Here is a 20,463-nt window from a genome sequence, read left to right as displayed (position 1 = left end):
CATATCCTTTGATGCCCCAGATGTATTCCGAAGACAAATCGAAGATATGTAATGCAAAGCTACACGTCTAGAATGTAGACTTATACAGGTAAAGTAATCGCGCACATGGAGAGGGTATGAAACGCAAGCAATCCATTGAGCAGGTACGCTGGGACCTGGCACTTCGCTATCGTTTGATCGAGACCGTTGCCTGGTGGGAAGGCCGGCTGACCACGGGGCACCTGATGCAGAGCTTCGGCATCAGCCGTCAGCAGGCGTCCAAGGACATCAACACCTACATCACCGAGCATGCGCCCAAAAACTTGACATATGACAAGCAGCTCAAGGGGTATGTACCGAGCAAGCAGTTCAAGCCGCTGTTCATCGACGACAGCGCCAGCGCCTATCTTCATCTGCTCTACCAGAACAATGAGCGGGCCCCGCACATCGACGGCCTCGCACTGGCCTATGCGCACACCAAGGTGCTGGAGGTGCCGGATCGACCCATCCGCCCGGAGGTCCTGCGCCCTTTGCTCAAGGCCTGCCGTGAGGGCCTGCGCCTGGAAACCGAGTACGTGTCGTTCAACACCCCCAACGTCGAGGTTCGCCTGATCGCCCCTCACACGCTGGTCTACACCGGCATGCGCTGGCATGTGCGGGCTTACTGCGAAAAGAATGGCCAATACCGCGACTTCGTGCTGAGCCGCTTGCGCGGGCAGCCGGATTTGCTCGACGCCTCACCGAACACGCGCGAGCTGGATGAAGACTGGAACACCGAGATTCCGGTGATCATCGAGCCCGATGGACGCTTGAACGAGGCGCAGAAGGCAATCATCGAAACGGACTTCGGTATGACCCAGGGGCAGTTAATTGTGCCCAGCCGCAGGGCGCTGGTGAAGTATGTGCTGCAGCGCTATCAGATTGACCGGCGCAGCCTGGCCATGAGCCCCGAGGCCCAGCAGATTGTCGTGAGCAACCTCAAAGAGCTGAAGCCGTGGTTGTTGCATGATTGAAATCGCGAGTCTCTCAGACGAGGGGCTCAATGCCCTTGGTCGATGTTCCGCTCACAGAGGTTCAGCTACGGCTGTAACTGCTGCGGTCTGCACACATCTGCTGCCAGATATATGCCGCGCCCAGGTAGTTGTCGATTTCCCGGATTAACAGCTGCGCCGCTATGTCGTGATGGCCCGCCAGCCTGGCAACGTCTCGGGCGGTGTGGCCCTCGTTGTTCCTCGCGCTCAGGTCCAGGCAGAAGGTCCGGTAGTGGTTGGCGAAGTAGTTCGCAGCCTTGCTGTGGCCGTGCGCGGCCAGCCAATGGAGTGGAGTATTACCTGCCGCATCACGGTCATTCAGACTGCGGCCCTGCCGGTATCGATTGGCGAGCGCCTTGATGATGCCGCGTTTGCTGGGCAAACGATCATGCTTGACAGGGGTCAGAAAGCTGCCGAGGCCTTTCCAGTCCAGAAGCGCCTTGTCTCCCTCGGCCCCGAACGCCTCCAACCTGTCGATCCATATCGAGCGGTTGAGCCGGTAGGCGATGTCCAGTGGCGTGTTTTCGGCGCGGTCGCGCTCGTTCATCGCTGCAGGAGCAAATAGCCGCAAGTGCTCGGTGTCGTCGAAAAGCACGGCGGCATGCCAGACTCCTATTTCTAGCGCCAACAGGTCGTCGATGCCGAAGCGCGTCGTCTTGAGAGTCTTTTCCATCACGGCAAGCAAAGCGGGCGGATAAGTCATGACACGTTTTCCCGAATAGATAGAAACACCAAGGCCGCTATTCACACCGGGACGACTGCTTTTCCTCCCCTCCATAGCGGGTCGCCATACACAAGCCGTTGACCAGATTCATGTCTTGCGGCGTCTGGCAGCGAATGGCTGTCAGCCCCGGGCTGGCAACGATGCAAGCCAGCGACTTGGCCCGGCTTACCGCCACATTCAAACGGTTTTTCGAGTACAGGAAGCCAATGTCCCTGGGCAGGTAGTCTTCATTCGACGTGGCCATCGAGACGATGACAATTTCGGCCTCCTGCCCCTGAAACTTGTCCACGGTACCGACCCGCGCACCGGCAGGCAGAACCTGCTTCAGCAGTTGCACCTGCAAGTTGTATGGCGCCACGACCAAGATGTTTTCAAGGGTAACGGCGTGTTCCTCGCCGCGGTTATCCACATAGCGCTGGCGCAAAAAATACGCGTAGAGCGCTTTGATGTACGCGGCCTCTTCCTCTGAACTCTGGCCGTTGCCGTCATGTTCGACAGGGCAGAACATCAGCCCGCTGTCTGGTACTTCCGGGCGCTCCCCGTCGAGTCGCAACACCTGCCGCTCGGTACCTGGCGCCGATGAAAGTTGACCTTCGTACACCGCATGGGAAATGAAAGAACAAACGTTCGGGTGCATCCGCCAGGTTTGTGCCAGGAACACCCCTCGGTCAACAGGAATGGTGGGCGTACCGTCCAGCAGGTAGTCAAGGATGGAGTCACCGGAGCGGCCCGGATGCACGCCTTGTACAGGTTGCGACAGTTGCATCTGGTCGCCCATCAGGACGATGTTGCGTGCCACCATGCCCATGGTGACCAGGTTCGCCACACTCACTTGGCCGGCCTCATCAATGAACAGGTAATCCAACTGTTCAGTGAAGGTCGCATCGGCAAACAGCCAAGCCGTGCCGGCGGTCAGGTTGATACCCGGCCCCCAAGCGTCGAGGAACTCCTTCTTGTTCTCGATGGAACGGATGCAGCGGCCATTGAATTCCGTGCCCTCTCCTTCCGATGATTTTTTCAGCCCCGTGAAAGCAACACCCTCTACTTGTGCACGCACCTCGACAGCAGCCAGCAGGTTGTTGATGGCATGGTGCGAATTGGAGGTCACACCGATGCGCTTGCCCGCCTTGAGCAAGTCGACAATCACGTGCGAGCCAGTATAGGTCTTCCCGGCACCCGGCGGCCCTTGGATGAACAGCACACTGTTCTCGAGGTTGCGTACCACTTGCGTGATGGCATCGGTCGTTGCCAGGCGTGGATCTAGCAGCGGTGCGCCCGGCTCAACACCTTTCACCCTTGGCGCGCGACGATGGAGGAAGTCCGCCACTGCCTGGAAGCGCGGCTCAGCCGCCAAGACGCTGTCTGCATAGCGAAATAGTGCCTCGCGCAGCAAAGTCGACGGGATTGGCCTTCCAGGAATCATGTCGAAGGCAACCGGCGGCGCATTCTTCACGGTCGCTTTGAAAATCGCCAGACACGCGTCATTGTCCAGGCTGACCAGTTGCGCAGTGGCCAGGGACTCTGTGATGACGCCTTGAGAGCCCGAGCGCATCTTGCTTTCCTGGGGATCGAAACTGTATTCAAACAGCAACGACTGCTTGATCGGTTCGGGCGGTGTTGTCGTGCGCCGCAAACCGGCAAGGCTTTCAATATCTTCCAGTAGCTCCTCAGTAGTCATGTCCTGACGGCTGAACAGCTGCCACCACACAGGCTTCTCTGCCCTGCGGTGAAAGTCGAGCAGTTGGAAGGTGAGCAACCTGACCTGGTCTGTTTCGCTCAAGGCGCTGTCGTCGGCAGACAAGCCAGCGAGCAATCTATCGCGATAAACTTCCAGTCGAACCTCGATCTCCTGCTGCTCCGCTACCGCTTTCTCGCCTTCAGCTTCCGGCACAAGAACGGAGCCTGCATCCTGCGGCTTGATGCTCAAAAGCCAATTGCGCAGCAGATAGGTGGATAGCACGTCGTCTTCGTTGTAGCGCTCGATCTGCTCGAGCAAGGCCCGCTCGCCAGTCTCTTTCCAACGTTCATAAAACACGATGCTCGCACCGGCATTTGTAACATCGCCGTCGCGCTTGGCCATGTAGAAGTGCTCGATGTTCTTGATCGAGTAGCTGGGCTCGGACACTCGGATCGCTTCGCGCACCACCTTGTAAAGGTCAACCAGCTTGCCGTTGCGCAGCAGCCAGTCCACTTGCGCCTCGCGCGTGCCATGCTGGCTCATCAGGCGCTTGATGGCCGTCTCTTCATAGCTGGCATAGTGGTAAACATGTGCGTTGGGGTAGCGCTTGAGGTGCGCGATGACCCAATCGATGAACTGCTCGAACGCGAGCTTTTCCTCGTCCCGGCTGTGCGCCCAGAAAGGTTTGAAGAATTGTTGACCGCCTTCGTCGATATACAGGCCGAAGAGGTACTCCAAGCCGCCCTCCTCCAGCGGATTGCCCTCCATGTCGAAGAACAGATCGCCCTCGACCGCAGCGGGCATTCGGCCGAAGCCACGCCGTTGTCCCGTGGCCGGCAGCAGCTCGAACAGCGGGGTATCGCTGGAGCGCCCCTGAAACTGCAAACGTGCCTGATGGCGCAACTTGTTCAGTGACTCTACGGGCAACCTGGGGATGCGCAAGTCATCGCCACTACCCGCCAACTGCTGCAATGTGCTCACCCCACCCGCCTGCAGTTTCTTGATTTGCGAACGGCTGATACCAGCGACTGCCGAAAGATGATCATCTTGCAGGCGTTGTTCACTGCAGCGCTCGCGCCACCCGCAAAAGCCACAATGCCCGCATGGCTCGGGGTACGTCGCTTGCTGCCCGTCACTGTTCACGAACGCGTTGAAACGCTGCAGCACGTGCTCCAGATAGTCGGCGTAATCAGCTACCCGAAATGCCTGTTCCGTCCGCGCGGCATCACCCAGCACGATGTACATGAACTGCGGCTGTACGCCCTGAATCGCAATCAGCATTCGCGAATAAAGTGCAACCTGCACCAGAAACTTGGCTTTTGCAGTCTTGGCCAGTTTGGTGTCGATGACTTCATAGCTATGATTACCCAACGCCGACACGCGCGGCACTTTACGCAGGAAATCGGCGTGCCCGATAAAGGCACCTTCCTGCAACGAAGCCTGGAAGATGATGTCGACGCCAGCCTTCATGGCCTCGATGGTCAGCTCCACCCGCCGTGCGAAACTCGGGTTGCCTTCGGCAATGTCGACGACATGGGCATAACCGCTTTTCAGCCGTTCGAGAAACGCCGACTCATGGGCGAGCCCCTTGTCCTGGATCAAACGGTTCTGCTCGCTTGCCGGCGCTTTCTCCATAGGAACGACAAGATGCTGCAGGTCCAGCGCTGTCAGATGCTGACATTCCAGAAAGCCGCAGATATCCGAGGCGGAATACAGCTGAATCCCGTTTCGAGTTTGCATGATTGTATTCCATCTCGTGAACGCCCGAAGGCACATGGCACCGCGCTATTGACTGCGTCGTTCAAGCATCGAGCGAGCAACCTTGGTAGAACTGCTTGAACAGGGCCGTCGGCAAGTAATGCAGATCGAGCAGGCCAAAGTGCTTGCCCACGCTGCGCCCTACGGCCATGAGTGTCCTTGCAGAATTTTCGGTTCCGGCGTACCCGGCACTCAAAATGTAGTCGATTCGATCCTTCTCGGTCTGTGCGCTTGCGTAGGCGTTGCCCGTGATCAGTACATCTGTCAGGCAGACACGGACGCGCTCATCCCCCACAGTGAACGGCTCCAGCGTTTCGGTCCCCAACGCTGCCCGCAGCCCGTCCTCGCCGCCCGCAACAATGTGTTCTAGTTCGGCAAGTGGGCGGCCGAACAAATCGAACTCCTCGATGGAGAACGGGAAGCAGTAGCCCTGCGCGGTAGCCCGTGAGATTGCGTCATCGTTTCGCGGCTCAGCCACCAGCCAATCAACGAAGGATGCCTTGTTGTCGGGCTCACCGTTGCGACGGAAGGCCAGATAATGATTGAGCACTTGGGCAAAGGGATGCCCCGTGGGTACCCAGCCGGTCTTGCCAAGCTTCCGAGGCGATACCTCGCCCTCTTCTGCATCAACCTTGGGCTCAGGTGCAAGCGGCAGGCCAAAACAGCGAAGGTCATAACCAAGCATGAACAGGCTTGCCTCGAACGCGTGACAACGCGCAGGCATTGCCCCTTGATCAGCAAACCAGCCAGTGCGCTCGAGCAATGCGCGGATAATCCAGCCCAACCGTACTTGCCAACGTGCCCACTCGGCATACTCAATGGACGAAAATTGCGGCGCGGCCAGATTGTTCAAGAACGCCCCAGGATTGCGGGCCTGGTCGCCCCGCGCGCCGCCGGACGGGAACCGCAGCAAAGGTTTTCCACGTCCTGCCCATTGCTGGCGAAACAGCGAGTACAACATGGCAATCGCAGCGCCTACACGGCTGTCATAGATGGGCGAACCAGACAAATCGAGCAAGGCGTGGATCTTGGTCAGGCCAGAATCAAAGCGCTCGACACTGCTCTCGTTGAGTTCATCCAGGTCATTGTCACCGTCGAGCGACATAAGCCCCGCCATCTTCTGCAGGTAACTCGACAACTCACCCTGTGCCGCCAGCCGATGCAAGAACGGAATGGCGCCCGTCACACCACCCCACCGAAGAATCTGCAAGCACGCCTGCAGCGCTTGCTGCTCGTCACCGGCGTTGACCGCAGCGGACAACCACTCACGCAACTGCCCCAGCGAGCGCTGGGTCTGGGCCCAAGTCATGGACTCGACCACGCTCCGATTGGCGTCATACCAGCTTGCCTTCCAGCGGTAGTGCTCAACTATCTGCTCGATCCCCTGCACATCAACCGTCAAACCGCCCGGTACGAACTTGCTGGCCTTGAAGCGCAGTTTGAACGTGAGCGCCGGCAAGTTGGCTGCAAGCCACGCAATGAACGACTCCACTTCGGGTTGTACCAGGAACTCTTCACGCTTCATGCAGGCCGCCTTGCGGGTAATGTCTAATGGCCATACCCTAAGCAAAATGGCTGGCGACGTCCACGTTGGCTGTTCATACAGGTAAACAAATGGAGCAGGTTAAAGCGTTCGGATCAGCCAGGCTTCAACACCAGCGGCCAGCAGCGCATGAGCCTGTAAATTTTTCAGACACACGCAACCACTTTACGGACCGCTCACGACCTCAAGGATTAGCACTTCATGGACCATCAAGCACTCAAGACCCGTCACCGCCAAGAGCGTGAGAACCATCACCCCAACCTCACCTTGCGCGTTCATCGCGCGCTGAGCTGGCTAAATCGCGCCGAGCAGACGGATGATCTTGATGGACGCTTCATCTTTTTGTGGATCGCCTTCAATTCGGCATACGCGACGGACATTGATGAAGAGTTCCGCCTGTCCGAGCAAGCCACATTCAAGGCATTCCTCGAGAAACTCTGTGCATTGGACAAAAACAGCCTGATCGAGAACCTGGTGTGGTCCGAGTTTTCTGGCAGTATTCGTGTATTGTTGGACAATCCTTATGTGTTTCAGAGCTTCTGGGACAATCAGAACGGCAAGATTAGCGAGCAACAATGGACCGAACGCTTTGCCAACGGCCGGAGAATCGCACAGCAAGCGCTGGCAAACCGCAACACCGCCGCCGTACTCGGCGTGCTTTTCAATCGAATCTATACCCTGCGCAATCAGATCATGCATGGCGGCGCCACGTGGAACAGCAGCGTGAACCGGGATCAGTTACGTGATTGCGCCAACCTACTCGGCAAGCTAGTGCCGGTCATCATTCTGCTGATGCTAGATAACCCAGAGACGTTGTGGGGTGATGCTTGTTATCCGGTTGTTGTTTAGCTAGATGACTGCGGCTTGGGGCAGAGGTCACCCGACAGGTGAGACCACTGGTGAATCGGCAGGCGAGCAGTAATTGCCCCAGTATTCCAATTGGTATTCCACTAAAAAACGCAACCCGATTTTAATCTTATAAATTAATAAGTTAATCACACAATTCAGCTCACCCCGGCCCACCAAATGATCAAAAAAAGACGTCCACGGACGTCTTTTCTTGTGCCTGCAATTCGTGAGTTTGTTTGAGCTTCAACCTTTGGAGTGTTTCCAACGGCATGCCCAGCTATTCTAAATAGCTGGGCTGGCGCACTCAGCCTTACGCCCTGGAGGGTTGGAAGTGCACAACGCAGGAAGCGAACGGCAACGATGCGGCGCAGTGATCTGGCTAACCGGCCTCTCCGGCGCAGGCAAATCTTCCTTGGCAAACGCCCTGGCACTCCGCTTGGAGCAATTAGGCCACCCCTCCTACGTTCTCGACGGCGACGTCCTGCGCAACGGCCTAAACGCCGACCTTGGCTTCTCCCCCGCCGACCGTCATGAAAACAACCGCCGTACCGCCGAGGTGGCTGCGCTGTTCGCCGATGCCGGACTAATCTGCATCGCCGCGCTCATTTCCCCCTACCGCGCCGACCGCGCAGCGGCGCGCCGGGCGTGCAAGGCCGGGTTCCATGAAGTGCATGTCAAAGCGGACCTGGCCACCTGCGAAGCGCGCGACCCCAAGGGGCTGTACCGCCGGGCACGGGCGGGTGAGCTGAAGGGGTTCACGGGCATCGATGCACCCTATGAAGCGCCGCAGCACCCCGAACTGGTAGTGGATACCGCTGGCACCACACTGCAAAGGGCACAGGACCTGCTGTTGGGTTATGTCCTCAAGCAGGTCCTGGCCCCCGAAGGTCTCATGACTCCGGCGTGATCTCGCCACGCTGCCAGCGGGCCTCGCTGTTGCCCAGCGCCTGGGCGATGTCGGCCAGCTTGTCGGACGGCAAGGTTGCCGGCAGCGGATCAAGGCCGGCACTGGCGAACAGTTGGCCGTAGCTGTTGCGCAACTCGGCGTAGGCCAGATCGCGGCGCAAGTCTGCCTGCAAGGCGTTGAGCTCACCCTGGATCAGTTCCAGCTCACCAATACCCTGGGCCTGGTGGCGGTTGCGCAGTTGCTCGACGATCTGTTGATCAAGGGCGACCATCTGCTGGCTGGTGGCGAACTGGCGACGTGCCTCGCTGTAGTTGGCGTTGGCCACGTAAAGTTGGGCCAGAATGGCCATCGACATGGCCTGGCGGCGTGCCTCTACCACCTGCTCACCTGCCTTGGCCACATCGATCGACGCTGGGCCGGACAACACGTTGAACAGGTTCCAGGTGACCTTCACGCCGTAGTCGGCCCAGTGCTGGTTGGTCAGGAAGCTGTTGCTGTCGTAATGGCCGCCAGCGGAGAACTCCAGGCCAGGCAACATGCGTAGCATCGACTTACGCACCTCGGCGGCGCTGATGCGTGCCTGGTAGTCCTGTTCGCGCAGTTCGGGGCGTGAGGCAAGCGCCTGCTGCTCAAGGCTGTCCAGCCCGACCTTGAGCTCGGGCACGCTGTAGTCGTCGCTGGCCGCCAGGGTCAGCTCGGTGCCCGGCGGCAAGTTGATCAGCGCGCCCAATTCGGTCTTGGCCAGCGACAAGGCGCGGCGCTGTTCCTCCAGCTGGCGTGTGGCTTCTATCAGCGAACGCTGGTAGTTAAGCGCCTGGATCTGGTCGCCAATGCGCTGCTCGCCCATACGCTCGCTGTTGTCACGCGCCTGCTCGACACGCACCATCAACGCATCGATCTGCTTGAGCAGGCGCTCGGCAGCCACCGCCCGCCAGTAGGCCGAGCGCACGTCCTGGATGATGGTCTGCACCACCTTGCGCCGGCGTTCCTGCACGATCAGGCGCTGGTCGCCCTGCTGTTTGGCGCTGACATAGCTGACACCGAAGTCCAGCACGTTCCACACCATGGTCAGGTCCGCCACGTCGCGGTCGCGGTCCTGGGAGGTGGAGGGTTCCAGCGACTGGGTGTTGGTCAGCACGCTGCGGCTGCTGGCGGCGCTGGTGTTGCTGCGCCCTGCATAACCCGCCGACATCGCCATGCGTGGCAGCATGTCGAACGTGGCCAGGTCTACCTGGCGCTGGGCCAAGGCTTCTTCCATCACCTTCAGGCGCGCCTCCAGGTTGTACTTGACCGCGCGGGCCATTGCCTGGTGCAGGGTCAGCGGACCTTGCAGTGCCTCCTGGCCCTTGAACATGCTGGCCAGGTCGTCACGCGCGCGCTGTTCGCTGACGCTGCGCTCGATCGGCTGGGTCTTGACCGCACAACCGGTCACTGTCAGTGCCAACATGCTGATCGCAAATATCCTTGATGCCTTGCTCATCCCCACCGCCCCCTGGTACTGCTTTTTGATATCCATTGTGTTGTTATCCGCCATGGCTCCGGCTCACGCCTCGGGCACGGGTGTATTGATCTGCCCGAGCGCCAGGGCCAGCTCCCTGACCTGGCGCTGCTCGCTCTCCTTGAAAGCCTGCAACTGCTGCCCCAGCGTCGGCGCACCTGACTGCCCTTCGCCACCCTGGCGCCAGGGTTTGCCACCGCTGAGCTCATACTGGCCGCCATCGTCCGGCAGCGTCTTGTCGAAAATATTGGCCAGGCTGCTAGCGCCGAACACGCTGGCATCACCACCGCCAAAGCCGAGGAAACCTGCCCCGGTGCCGTTGCCGATGGCGGAGCCGCCCTGCTGACCTGCGAACACCTGGGCAAGGTAGCTAGGCGCCAGGGCCCCCTCGCGGATAAAGATGCTGCCCAGCGGCGGCAGCCCACCGCCAGCACTGGGCACTTCGAACAACGGTACTGGCAGCAAAGGTGACTGGAACGCCGGAAACGCTGGTGCAGGTGTGCCGGGCAGGGGTAAAGGCTGGCCGGCCAGACTTGGCGGCGCGGCCGGGTAGGCCAGGAACTGCGGGTCACCACCTGTGCTCTGCAGCACACTGCCCTGGCCGACGAAACCGCCCTCCAGCCCGTTGCCAGCCATGTCACTGATAGCCGTGCCGCTGGTGTTCAAGGCCAATGCCAGGCTGCCGCTGCCGGCAACCCCGGCGATATTCACCTGCCAGGTACGGCTGTCGAGCTGCACCAGTGATTGCAGGGTGCCGCTGGCGTTGCCGCTCGATACCAGCTGGAAGTCACTCAGATCAACGCCGCGAACCTCTTCACTGAAGGTCACGGTGAACCCCTGGCTGCCGTTGCCACTGACAGGCGTCGGCACGATCGACTCGACGCTCGGCAAGCGCGTATCGACGATGATTCCAGTGCTGTCGCCAACCGCCCCCAGCCCTGGCTGCAAGGCATTGCCGGCAGCGTCATGCAAGGTCGCGCCATTGGCTGTCAGCCCCACTACCTGAATGCCGTCGGCATCGTTGTCGCCAGCCTGGATGCGGTACTGGAACACCAGCGTCGGCGTGCCGGAGCCAGCGACGAAATCGGCATACACCGTACGCCCACCCACATCCAGTGCCAGCTGCGGGGCGCCGTCGACAATCACCGCTTCGCTGGTATCGACCACGAAGGTCAGCGTATCGCCGGTGTTGTAGTGCACCCCCACCGGCACGCTGACGCTATTCACCGTGGGGGCGTCATGGTCGATGTTGTACACCGCGCCGGTCAGGCCACCCGTCAGCAGGTTGCCGGCTACATCGCTGATGGCGGTGCCAGCGGCCTTCAGGTTCAAGCCCAGGGTACCGGTGCCGCTGACACCGCTGGCGGTGATCTCGTAGACACCATCGCTTATCTGGCGCAGGCCACTGAGCGTAGCGCTGGCGGTACCGCTGGCGACCAGGCTGAAGTCGGCCAGGTCAACGCCGTTGACGCGTTCGCTGAAGGTGACGGTGAAGCGTACGCTCTGCGCGTTGCTCGGGGATGGGTCGAGGGTGACGATGCCGACGGCTGCAGGTGCCAGTGTATCGACCAGCACCTTGCTAGTGTCGGCGACGCCATTCAAGGCCAGGTTCATTGCATTACCCTGGGCATCGCTCAGGGTGGCTCCATTGGCCGACAGGCCGGTCACGCGGATGCCGTCGCTGTCATTGTCGCCGGCCTGGACGATGTACTGGAACACCAGCGTCGGCGTGCCGGCACCGGCCATCAACTCGGCGAACACCGTGCGCCCGCCGACTTCCAGGGCCAGGCGTGGCGAACCGGCCACCTGCACTGCTTCACTGGCATTGACCACGAACACCAGCGCATCGCCGGCATTGTAGGAAACGCCCGCCGGCCCACCGACGCTGGTCACGCTAGGGACGCGTGTGTCGATGGTGTAGTTGTTGGAAATGCTGCTACCCACACCGGCGTTGCCAGAGGCCGTGGCAACTACGCCACTGTTGTCCAGAGAAACAAGGTTACTGGTGTCTTCGACATTGCTGGTCGGTGTCAGCGTTGCGGTCCAGGTGATGCCACCGTCCAGGCTGCTCAGATTGGTCAGCACACCATTGGCCGCGCTCATGTCAGCCAAGGTAAACCCGCTGACCGCTTCGCTGAACGTGATGGTCACCAGGCTAGACTCGCCCGCCCGCAACACGTTGTCGGCCACCACGATGGTCGCGGTAGGGACAATGGTGTCGACCGAGAAGTTGCCCGACGAGGTGGTGCCGCTGCCAATGTTGCCGGCAAGGTCGGCGATGCCGGTGTTGGCCAGGGTGATGACATTGCTGGTATCGCGCACACCCACGGCCGGGGTGAAGGTGGCTGTCCAGGTGATGCCGCCGTCGGCACTGGAAAGCGCGCTCAAGGTGCCGTTGGCAACCGTCAGGTCGGCGTTGCTGAAGCCCGTCACCGCTTCGCTGAAGGTGATGGTCACCTGGCTGGTTTCGCCCACGGTCAGGTTGCTGTCAGCGACCACGATGGTGGCGGTCGGGCGTAGGCTATCGATGGCGTAATTGTTCGAGTCGGTGCTACCGGTGCCGGCGTTGCCAGCCAAGTCCGCCACGCCGGTGTTGTCCAGGGTGACCAGGTTGCTGGTGTCGCTGATGCCAACTGTGGGTGTCAGTGTCGCAGTCCAGGTCAAACCGCCGTCACCGCTGGCGAGCCCGCTGAGGGTACCGTTGGCCACGCTCAGGTCGGCCAGGCTGAAGCCGACCACCGCCTCGTTGAAGGTGATGGTCACCAGCGATGTCTCGCCTGCCGCCAGTTGGCTGTCGGCCACCACGATGGTTGCTGTCGGGCGCTGGGTGTCGATGGCGTAGGTGTTCGAATCGGTGGTGCCGACACCGGCGTTGCCGCCCTGGCCGACCACGCCGGTATTGTCCAGGCTGATCAGGTTGGTGGCATCGGTGACATTGCTGGTGGGCGTGAAGGTGGCGGTCCAGGTGATGCCGCCATCGGTACTGGAAACCATGCTCAGGGTGCCGTTATTCACCGTCAGGTCGGCATTGTTGAAGCCGGACACCGCCTCGCTGAAGGTAATGGTCACCAGCGACGTCTCACCAAGGCGCAACGCAGTGTCGGCCACCACGATGGTTGCCGTGGGGACAATGGTGTCGACCGAGAAGTTGCCCGACGCGGTGGTGCCGCTGCCAGTGTTGCCGGCAAGGTCGGCGATGCCCGTGTTGGCCAGGGTGATGACATTGGTGGTGTCGCGCACACCGACGGCCGGGGTGAAGGTGGCTGTCCAGGTGATGCCGCCGTCGGCACTGGAAAGCGCGCTCAAGGTGCCGTTGGCCACCGTCAGGTCGGCATTGCTCAAGCCCGTCACCGCTTCGCTGAAGGTGATGGTCACCTGGCTGGTTTCGCCCACGGTCAGGTTGCTGTCGGCGACCACGATCGTAGCGGTCGGGCGTTGGCTGTCGATGGCGTAATTGTTCGAGTCGGTGCTGCCGGTGCCGGCGTTGCCCGCCAGGTCCGCCACGCCGGTGTTGTCCAGAGTGATCAGGTTGCTGGTATCGCTGATGCCAACTGTGGGCGTCAGTGTCGCAGTCCAGGTCAAACCGCCGTCACCGCTGGCGAGCCCGCTGAGGGTACCGTTGGCCACGCTCAGGTCGGCCAGGCTGAGGCCGACCACCGCCTCGTTGAAGGTGATGGTCACCAGCGATGTCTCGCCTGCCGCCAGTTGGCTGTCGACCACCACGATGGTTGCCGTCGGGCGCTGGGTGTCGATGGCGTAGTTGTTCGAATCGGTGGTGCCGACACCGGCGTTGCCGCCCTGGCCGACCACGCCGGTATTGTCCAGGCTGATCAGGTTGGTGGCATCGGTGATATTGCCGGTGGGCGTGAAGGTGGCGGTCCAGGTAATGCCGCCATCGCTGCTGCTCACTGCGCTGAGGGTTCCGTTGGCGACGGTCAGGTCGGCATTGCTGAAGCCGGACACCGCCTCGCTGAAGGTAATGGTCACCAGCGACGTCTCACCAAGGCGCAACGCAGTGTCGGCCACCACGATGGTTGCCGTGGGGACAATGGTGTCGACCGAGAAGTTGCCCGACGAGGTGGTGCCACTGCCAGTGTTGCCGGCAAGGTCGGCGATGCCCGTGTTGGCCAGGGTGATGACATTGCTGGTATCGCGCACACCCACGGCCGGGGTGAAGGTGGCTGTCCAGGTGATGCCGCCGTCGGCACTGGAAAGCGCGCTCAAGGTGCCATTGGCAACCGTCAGGTCGGCATTGCTCAAGCCCGTCACCGCTTCGCTGAAGGTGATGGTCACCAGGCTGGTTTCGCCCACGGTCAGGTTGCTGTCAGCGACCACGATGGTGGCGGTCGGGCGCAGGCTGTCGATGGCGTAATTGTTCGAGTCGGTGCTACCGGTGCCGGCGTTGCCAGCCGTGTCCATCACGCCGGTATTGTCCAAGGTGATCAGGTTGCTGGTATCGCTGATGCCAACTGTGGGCGTCAGTGTCGCAGTCCAGGTCACGCCGCCGTCACCGCTGGAGAGCGCGCTGAGGGTACCGTTGGCCACGCTCAGGTCGGCATTGCTGAGGCCGACCACCGCCTCGCTGAAGGTGATGGTCACCAGCGATGTCTCGCCAATCGCCAGTTGGCTGTCGGCTACCACGATGGTTGCCGTCGGGCGCTGGGTGTCGATGGCGTAGTTGTTCGAACTGGTGGTGCCGAAGCCCGCGTTGCCACTGCTCTGGCCCACCACACCGCTGTTGTCGAGGGTGATCAGGTTGGAGGCATCGGTGACATTGCTGGTGGGTGTGAAGGTGGCGGTCCAGGTGATGCCGCCGTCTGCACTGGCAAGCCCGCTCAGGGTGCCGTTGGCCACGGTCAGGTCAGCAGTGGTGAAGCCGGCCACCGCCTCGCTGAAGGTAATGGTCACCTGACTGGTCTCGCCGATACGCAGGGCCGCATCGCTCATCACGATCGTCGCCGTGGGTTGCAGGGTGTTGACCGTGTAGTTGCTGGAGTCGGTGCTGCCGCTGCCAACGTTGCCGGCAAGGTCGGCGATGCCCGTGTTGGCCAGGGAAATGACGTTGCTGGCGTCCTGCACGTTGATCGACGGCGTGAAGGTGGCCGTCCAGGTGATGCCGCCGTCGCTACTGGTCAGCCCGCTCAGGCTGCCGTTCGGCACCGACAGGTCGGCCAGGGTGAAGCCGGTCACCGCTTCGCTGAAGGTGATGGTCACCGTGGTGGTTTCACCCACGGTCAGCGTAGTGTCGGCCATCACGATGGCCGCAGTTGGCCGCTGGCTGTCGATGGCGTAATTGTTCGAGTCGGTACTACCGGTGCCGGCGTTGCCAGCCGTGTCCATCACCCCGGTATTGTCCAAAGTGATCAGGTTGCTGGCATCGGTGACATTGCCGGCGGGCGTGAAGGTGGCGGTCCAGTTGATGTTGTCGCTGGTGCTCAGGCCGCTGAGCGTGCCGTTCTGTACCGTGAAGTCGGCCAGGGTCAGGCCGGTGACGGGTTCGTTGAAAACGATGGTGACGGTGCTGGTTTCGCCAATGGCCAGGCTGCTGTCGGCGACCACGATGGTCGCGGTCGGCCGTACGGTGTCAACAGCGTAATTATTGGAGTCGGTGGTGCCGCTACCGCTGTTGCCGGCAGCGTCGGCCACGCCGGCGTTATCCAGGGTGATCAGGTTGGTGGCGTCAGTGACAGTGCTGGCGGGCGTGAAGGTGGCGGTCCAGGTAATGCCGCCATCGCTGCTGCTCACCGCGCTGAGGGTTCCATTGGCCACGGTCAGGTCGGCATTGCTGAAGCCGCTCACCGCCTCGCTGAAGGTGATGGTCACCAGGCTGGTTTCGCCAATGCGCAAGGCGGTGTCAGCGACGACGATTGTCGCTACCGGGCGTTGGGTATCGAGGCTGTAGTTGTTCGAGTTGGTAGTGCCGGAGCCGGCGTTGCCAGCACTGTCAGTCACCCCCGTGTTGTCCAGGGTGATGAGGTTGGTCGCATCGGTAATGTTGCTGGTCGGCGTGAACGTCCCGGTCCAGGTGATGCCGCCATCGCTGCTGCTTATCGCGCTCATAGTACCGTTGGCCACGGTCAGGTCGGCATTGCTCAAGCCGCTCACCGCCTCGCTGAACGTGATCGTCACCAGGCTGGTTTCGCCGATGCGCAAGGCATTGTCGGCGACCACGATAGTGGCGGTGGGGCGCTGCGTGTCGATGCTGTAGCTCGGCGACACTGTGACGCCACTGCCAGCATTGCCCGCCAGGTCAGAGACGCCGGCATTGTTCAGGGTGATCGTCGCACTGGCGACAGTGGTGTTGGCGGAGGGGGTAAAGGTCGCACTCCAAGTGAGGCCACCATCACTGCTGCTCACTGCCGACAACGTACCGCCCATCACCGTGAGGTCAGCATTGCTGAAGCCAGCCACCGCTTCGCTGAAGGTGATGGTCACGTTCGATGTGTCGCCGACTTTCAGTGCGGTGTCACTGAGGCTGATGGTAGCGGTCGGCGGCACCGTCTCGCGGACACTGACCTGCACCGTGGCGGTAGTGGAGGTAGCGCCATCGCCGTCGCTGACGGTTACCGAAACTGATCGGCTGGCCTGGCCGATGCCATTGCCGGCATTACCGTTGTCATAAGTGATACTGCGCACCAGCGCCTGTACCGACGCGGCCGTGGCATTGGCGTTGAACGTCACCACCAGGCTGGCGCCGCCGGTGCCGCCGGCTACGGTGCCGATGGCTACCCCGCCGTAACTCACCGTATTGCCGCTGAGGCTGATCTGCCCGGCGCCGTTACCCACGCTGAGGATACCCAAGGTATCTTCCCCGGCTACGCCATTGGCGCTGACCGAGGCCGTTAGGTTGCCACCGCCGAAGTCGGCCGAGTCACTGTCGCTGACCGTCGCATTGCCGTTCGCATCGATCAGTATCGCGCCATTGCCCTGGGTGAATGTAGTGCTGTCGCCGTTGAGGTTGCCGATCACCGGTGCGTTGTTCTGCGCCAGCACGACCACCGCAGCCGTACGCGTAGTGCTGCCCATGTCATCGTTGACGCTGACGGTCACGCTGCGCGTGCCAGTGGTATAGGCAGCCGCCGCGTTGCCATAGGCCACCGATGCAAGAATCGCCCGGTACTGGGCCAGGGTGGCGACACCGCTCAGGGTAAGCACCGCGCTGCCCGAGCCGCTCACAGTAATGCCGAAGCCGGCGGCCGTGGCGATCTGCGCAGCGGTGAGCGAGAGGGTTTCGTTGGCGCCATCAACCACACCGCTCAACGCCAGGGAGGCACCGCTGACCTGAGTGTCGCCGTCAGTCTGGGTGAGGGAGATGTTCGGCACGATCGCCACTGCGGCGCCGCTGAAGTTGACCGTGCTGTCGTTGCTGCCAGTAGTGGTGTCCAGGTCGACCACCGGTGGTGCCGAATACAGTACCTCGTAGGCACCGATATCCACACCGCCACCGCGTGGCCGCTCGAAACCGCGCAGGTCGGTGGCCGGGGCGCCACTGCTGGTGCCCTGGTCGATGGCGTTGCTGGCCGTGGAAGCCAGGCGGTAATCACCCCCGGCAGCATCGACGAAATTGACCGTGGTGCCGATCAGGTTGGTGGTGCTGGTGTAGCTGCTGCCCGTGGCTGCATCGGCGGCAGCACCGTTGACGGTATTGCCGGTGAGGATGGAGTTCTGCACCGTGATCGTGCCGACCTGGCCACTGACCCAGCCAAGGCCGGCGGAGGTGATGCTGCCGCTACCGGTATTGAGGAACACGTTGTTGGCAATGGTGCTGTTGACGATGTTCACCGAGCCGCCCACGTTGCTCAGGACGATCACCGCGCCCCCCGCGATGGTGCCGGTAAAACTGTAGATGCCGGTGTTGTTGTAGATCGCCACGTTTTCCAACACATGGTTATTGGCGCCACCCAGGCGCACCAGCGATGACATCGCGGTGCCTCCGACGATACTGGCGCTGTTGTCATGAATGGTGGTGTTGCGCACCACTACCGTGGAGCCGACACTTAGCGCCGAGTTGATCACCGCACCGGCGTTGTTCTGGAAGTTCGAATCTTCAACGGTGATCGAGCCACCGTTGGCACGGATCGCGCCACCGGTGAGGTTGCCCGAGAAGTCACGGAAATCGAGGTTGCGCACCGTCAGCACGCCGCCGCTGTTGCTCTGCAGCCCCGACGCCTCGGCCGCATCACGTACGCCGTTGTTGTTGACGTCGCCACTGAGGATGATATCGCCTCGGCCGTCGCCATCCACATCACCGTTGATGGTGATGTTGCTGGTGACCAGCAAGGCCGAAGCGGTGGACCAGCGGATGGTCTGGCCACTCAGCGATTGATGGAACACGATGATGTCGCTGCCACTGCCGGCGGCGGAGCCGTTCACCGATGTGTCGGTGTTGGCGGCCTGGATCGCCTCGGCCAGCGAGACAAAGCTATCAACCGCAGTGGACGTGGCATTGGTGTCGGTCACCGTGATGGTCGCCAGCGACGTATTGAACGCCGTCAGGTCACCACGTTGCACACCAACGCCCGTAGCGACCACACCGGAGACGGTTTCCAGTTCCCAGTCCTCGCCCTCGCGGTTGCCGGTCGAGTCGGAAGACGCGCCTACATCGGCACCGCTCAGCCGTGCCACCTCATCGACGAACAGCTGCCCATCACTGCCCTCGCCGGTGTTGCAGGCGAAAAAGCGGATGTCGCCACCCTCGGCCAGGCTGGCACCGATGCGCGCCAGGTCGGCCTGATGGCTGGCCAGCTGATTGGCCCAAATGGCGTTGCCGGCCAGGTACACATAGCCGCTGTCACCGTGGCTGATGATATCGATGGAAGTGACATCGGTACGGCCGTCGAGGTAATCAGCGATCTGCTTGAAACCGTCCTTGCCGTTCTCCAGCACCACCACCTCGACGCCGGCGGGCAGGCCGGCGATGAGCTTTTGATAGTCACTGACAGCGGAGTCGACGAACACCACTTCGTGGCGCTCGGCAGCCAGGGTAGCCGGCGCCGTAGCGGGTGCGGCCTGTTGCGCGCTTTCATGGCTCGCGCTGTCCTGGGTACTGGACGTATCGCTGGCGGTAGCGGTGTCCTTGCTGGTGGCCGTGGCAGCGGCTACCTCTGCGGCCTGGGCGCCCTGGTCGGCGACTACGGCCACCGAAGCATCGAACATCATGCGGGGTTCCAAGGCCTGAATCAGGCTCGGCCGGCTTATGGAAACGCTGGGGTTTTGGTTCTTCTTGTTTCGCTTCCAGAATGCCATGCCGACCTCATTCAGCCCTTGGGCTGGTTGATCCTGTAACTGCGCCAGGCAATGGCGCATCCTTGTCGAGAATCCAGACGCACCGCGGGGAGCCGACATGCCCCCCGCGATGAACTGCACTGCTTGCCTTGACTCAGTTACGGCTCGGGAAGATGCCTTCCAGGGCGATGATGAAGTTCATGCCCAGGTAGGGGTTTTGCACAGAAACGGGCAGCGAGGCACCACCCAGGTTGACGCTGGTTTGAGGCACCGTGACGTTGAACGGCTTCAGGCTGGTATTAGGCACGTCACTGGAATAGATATCCGCCGCCGCCCCTGCCCCCGAACTGTCAAAAGACTTGGCCAGCACGTTGCCAGACGAAGGTGCCGCAGCGTTGGCATCGCCTTCCACCGCCGGTATGGCCACCGAAACGGTCTGGGCAGGGATCACCGCCTGCTGCATCGGCATGTTCGACTGCAACAGCGTGACATCGTTGACACCGCCAGCTTCGCCCTGCACCACATCGGCCAGGCCTGGCCCGGTGCCGAAACCGATTGGCCCGCGACCGCGCAGGTCTGGCAGGGCGAAAGTGGTCTTGCCATCACCGCCATACGTGGTGCCAAGCAGTGCGAACAACGCGTTGTTCTGGGCAATGCTCATCAGCTGACCTTGGCAGAATGCCCAACCGCGAGGCGCAAAGTTGCCTGCGAACATCTTGATCTCACCGAGAAACGGATCCATTTGCTGCTCTCCTATGACTACCTGCAAGGCGGACCTGGTGGCCCGCGAAATGGGTTCAGGAACGATGCATCTTCAGGTACAGACCATTGTCCTCGACAACCGCGAAGCCACTGCGCCGATACAGGCGCACTGCCGGGCTGTGCGAAGTGACGTGCAAACCGGCGCTCAGGCCCTGGCGGTCAGCCTGTGCCAGCCACTGGCGCAGCAGACGAGAGCCGATACCCTGGCCCTGCCAGGCGGGCAAAATTGCCATATCAATGATCTGCAGGTGGCTGTCGGCCCATTGCAGGGAAGCACGGCCGATACGTTCGTTGGCGGTTTCGATGATCAGAAAGCAGGCGTCGGGGTACTGCGCCTGGTAATGCAAGTGCTGGGCACGCCACTGCTGGTCGAGAAAATGCTCGATCGTTGCCTGGTCCCACGCCAGCGCGGCCATTTCGGCGGCCCGGGTGGTACCGTACAAGGCGCGCAGAAACACTTGGTCAGCGTCCACCACGGGGCGGAGAAGCACTTCAGAGGTCGACATCGG

General features: G+C 61.4%; 10 protein-coding genes. 3 read left to right on the top strand and 7 right to left on the bottom strand.

What is annotated here, in order from left to right; genetic code table 11:
- Positions 1-116 precede the first annotated feature (116 nt).
- Complete coding sequence (locus ACMGF5_RS12215; RefSeq protein ID WP_045487618.1) at positions 117-992, top strand: WYL domain-containing protein; 876 nt, start codon at positions 117-119, stop codon at positions 990-992.
- A 61-nt stretch (positions 993-1,053) separates the two neighbouring features.
- Here ACMGF5_RS12215 and ACMGF5_RS12210 read toward each other — a convergent pair whose 3' ends face one another.
- The 3 genes from ACMGF5_RS12210 to ACMGF5_RS12200 form a co-directional block, all read right to left on the bottom strand.
- Complete coding sequence (locus tag ACMGF5_RS12210; RefSeq protein ID WP_414157815.1) at positions 1,054-1,713, bottom strand: ankyrin repeat domain-containing protein; 660 nt, start codon at positions 1,711-1,713, stop codon at positions 1,054-1,056.
- A 37-nt stretch (positions 1,714-1,750) separates the two neighbouring features.
- Positions 1,751-5,152, bottom strand: coding sequence for a TM0106 family RecB-like putative nuclease (locus tag ACMGF5_RS12205; protein WP_414157814.1), 3,402 nt, complete (start codon positions 5,150-5,152; stop codon positions 1,751-1,753).
- A gap of 61 nt (positions 5,153-5,213) precedes the next feature.
- Positions 5,214-6,695 carry a hypothetical protein gene (locus tag ACMGF5_RS12200; RefSeq protein ID WP_414157813.1) on the bottom strand — a complete coding sequence of 494 codons (1,482 nt, stop codon included), beginning with the start codon at positions 6,693-6,695 and terminating at the stop codon, positions 5,214-5,216.
- A 219-nt stretch (positions 6,696-6,914) separates the two neighbouring features.
- Between ACMGF5_RS12200 and ACMGF5_RS12195 the strand changes: the two genes are divergently transcribed.
- Positions 6,915-7,562 carry a HEPN domain-containing protein gene (locus ACMGF5_RS12195; RefSeq protein WP_115273512.1) on the top strand — a complete coding sequence of 216 codons (648 nt, stop codon included), beginning with the start codon at positions 6,915-6,917 and terminating at the stop codon, positions 7,560-7,562.
- 331 nt (positions 7,563-7,893) lie between these two features.
- On the top strand, positions 7,894-8,469 hold the full coding sequence (gene cysC, locus ACMGF5_RS12190; protein ID WP_414157812.1) for an adenylyl-sulfate kinase: 576 nt from the start codon (positions 7,894-7,896) through the stop codon (positions 8,467-8,469).
- Here cysC and ACMGF5_RS12185 read toward each other — a convergent pair.
- From ACMGF5_RS12185 to ACMGF5_RS12170, 4 genes are all read right to left on the bottom strand, one after another.
- Positions 8,453-9,949, bottom strand: coding sequence for a TolC family protein (locus tag ACMGF5_RS12185; RefSeq protein ID WP_414157853.1), 1,497 nt, complete (start codon positions 9,947-9,949; stop codon positions 8,453-8,455). The two genes, cysC and ACMGF5_RS12185, sit on opposite strands and share 17 nt — an antisense overlap.
- Positions 9,950-10,012: 63 nt before the next feature.
- A complete protein-coding gene (locus ACMGF5_RS12180) occupies positions 10,013-19,126 on the bottom strand; it encodes an Ig-like domain-containing protein (protein WP_414157811.1) in 9,114 nt (3,037 codons plus the stop codon).
- 220 nt (positions 19,127-19,346) lie between these two features.
- Positions 19,347-19,934, bottom strand: coding sequence for a phage tail protein (locus ACMGF5_RS12175; protein ID WP_012312610.1), 588 nt, complete (start codon positions 19,932-19,934; stop codon positions 19,347-19,349).
- A gap of 55 nt (positions 19,935-19,989) precedes the next feature.
- Positions 19,990-20,460, bottom strand: coding sequence for a GNAT family N-acetyltransferase (locus tag ACMGF5_RS12170; RefSeq protein WP_119688228.1), 471 nt, complete (start codon positions 20,458-20,460; stop codon positions 19,990-19,992).
- Positions 20,461-20,463: the final 3 nt, after the last annotated feature.

The organism is Pseudomonas sp. BNK-15 (assembly GCF_047456105.1).
Classification (GTDB): domain Bacteria; phylum Pseudomonadota; class Gammaproteobacteria; order Pseudomonadales; family Pseudomonadaceae; genus Aquipseudomonas; species Aquipseudomonas putida_E.
This window is presented reverse-complemented; position numbering and strand designations above follow the sequence as displayed.

Coding starts and splice junctions, on each gene's coding strand:
- ACMGF5_RS12180 (WP_414157811.1), bottom strand. CDS start 19,126: ATGATGTTCGATGCTTCGGTGGCCGTAGTCGCCGACCAGGGCGCCCAG.
- ACMGF5_RS12185 (WP_414157853.1), bottom strand. CDS start 9,949: ATGAGCAAGGCATCAAGGATATTTGCGATCAGCATGTTGGCACTGACA.
- ACMGF5_RS12170 (WP_119688228.1), bottom strand. CDS start 20,460: ATGTCGACCTCTGAAGTGCTTCTCCGCCCCGTGGTGGACGCTGACCAA.
- ACMGF5_RS12175 (WP_012312610.1), bottom strand. CDS start 19,934: ATGGATCCGTTTCTCGGTGAGATCAAGATGTTCGCAGGCAACTTTGCG.
- ACMGF5_RS12210 (WP_414157815.1), bottom strand. CDS start 1,713: ATGACTTATCCGCCCGCTTTGCTTGCCGTGATGGAAAAGACTCTCAAG.
- ACMGF5_RS12215 (WP_045487618.1), top strand. CDS start 117: ATGAAACGCAAGCAATCCATTGAGCAGGTACGCTGGGACCTGGCACTT.
- ACMGF5_RS12205 (WP_414157814.1), bottom strand. CDS start 5,152: ATGCAAACTCGAAACGGGATTCAGCTGTATTCCGCCTCGGATATCTGC.
- ACMGF5_RS12195 (WP_115273512.1), top strand. CDS start 6,915: ATGGACCATCAAGCACTCAAGACCCGTCACCGCCAAGAGCGTGAGAAC.
- ACMGF5_RS12200 (WP_414157813.1), bottom strand. CDS start 6,695: ATGAAGCGTGAAGAGTTCCTGGTACAACCCGAAGTGGAGTCGTTCATT.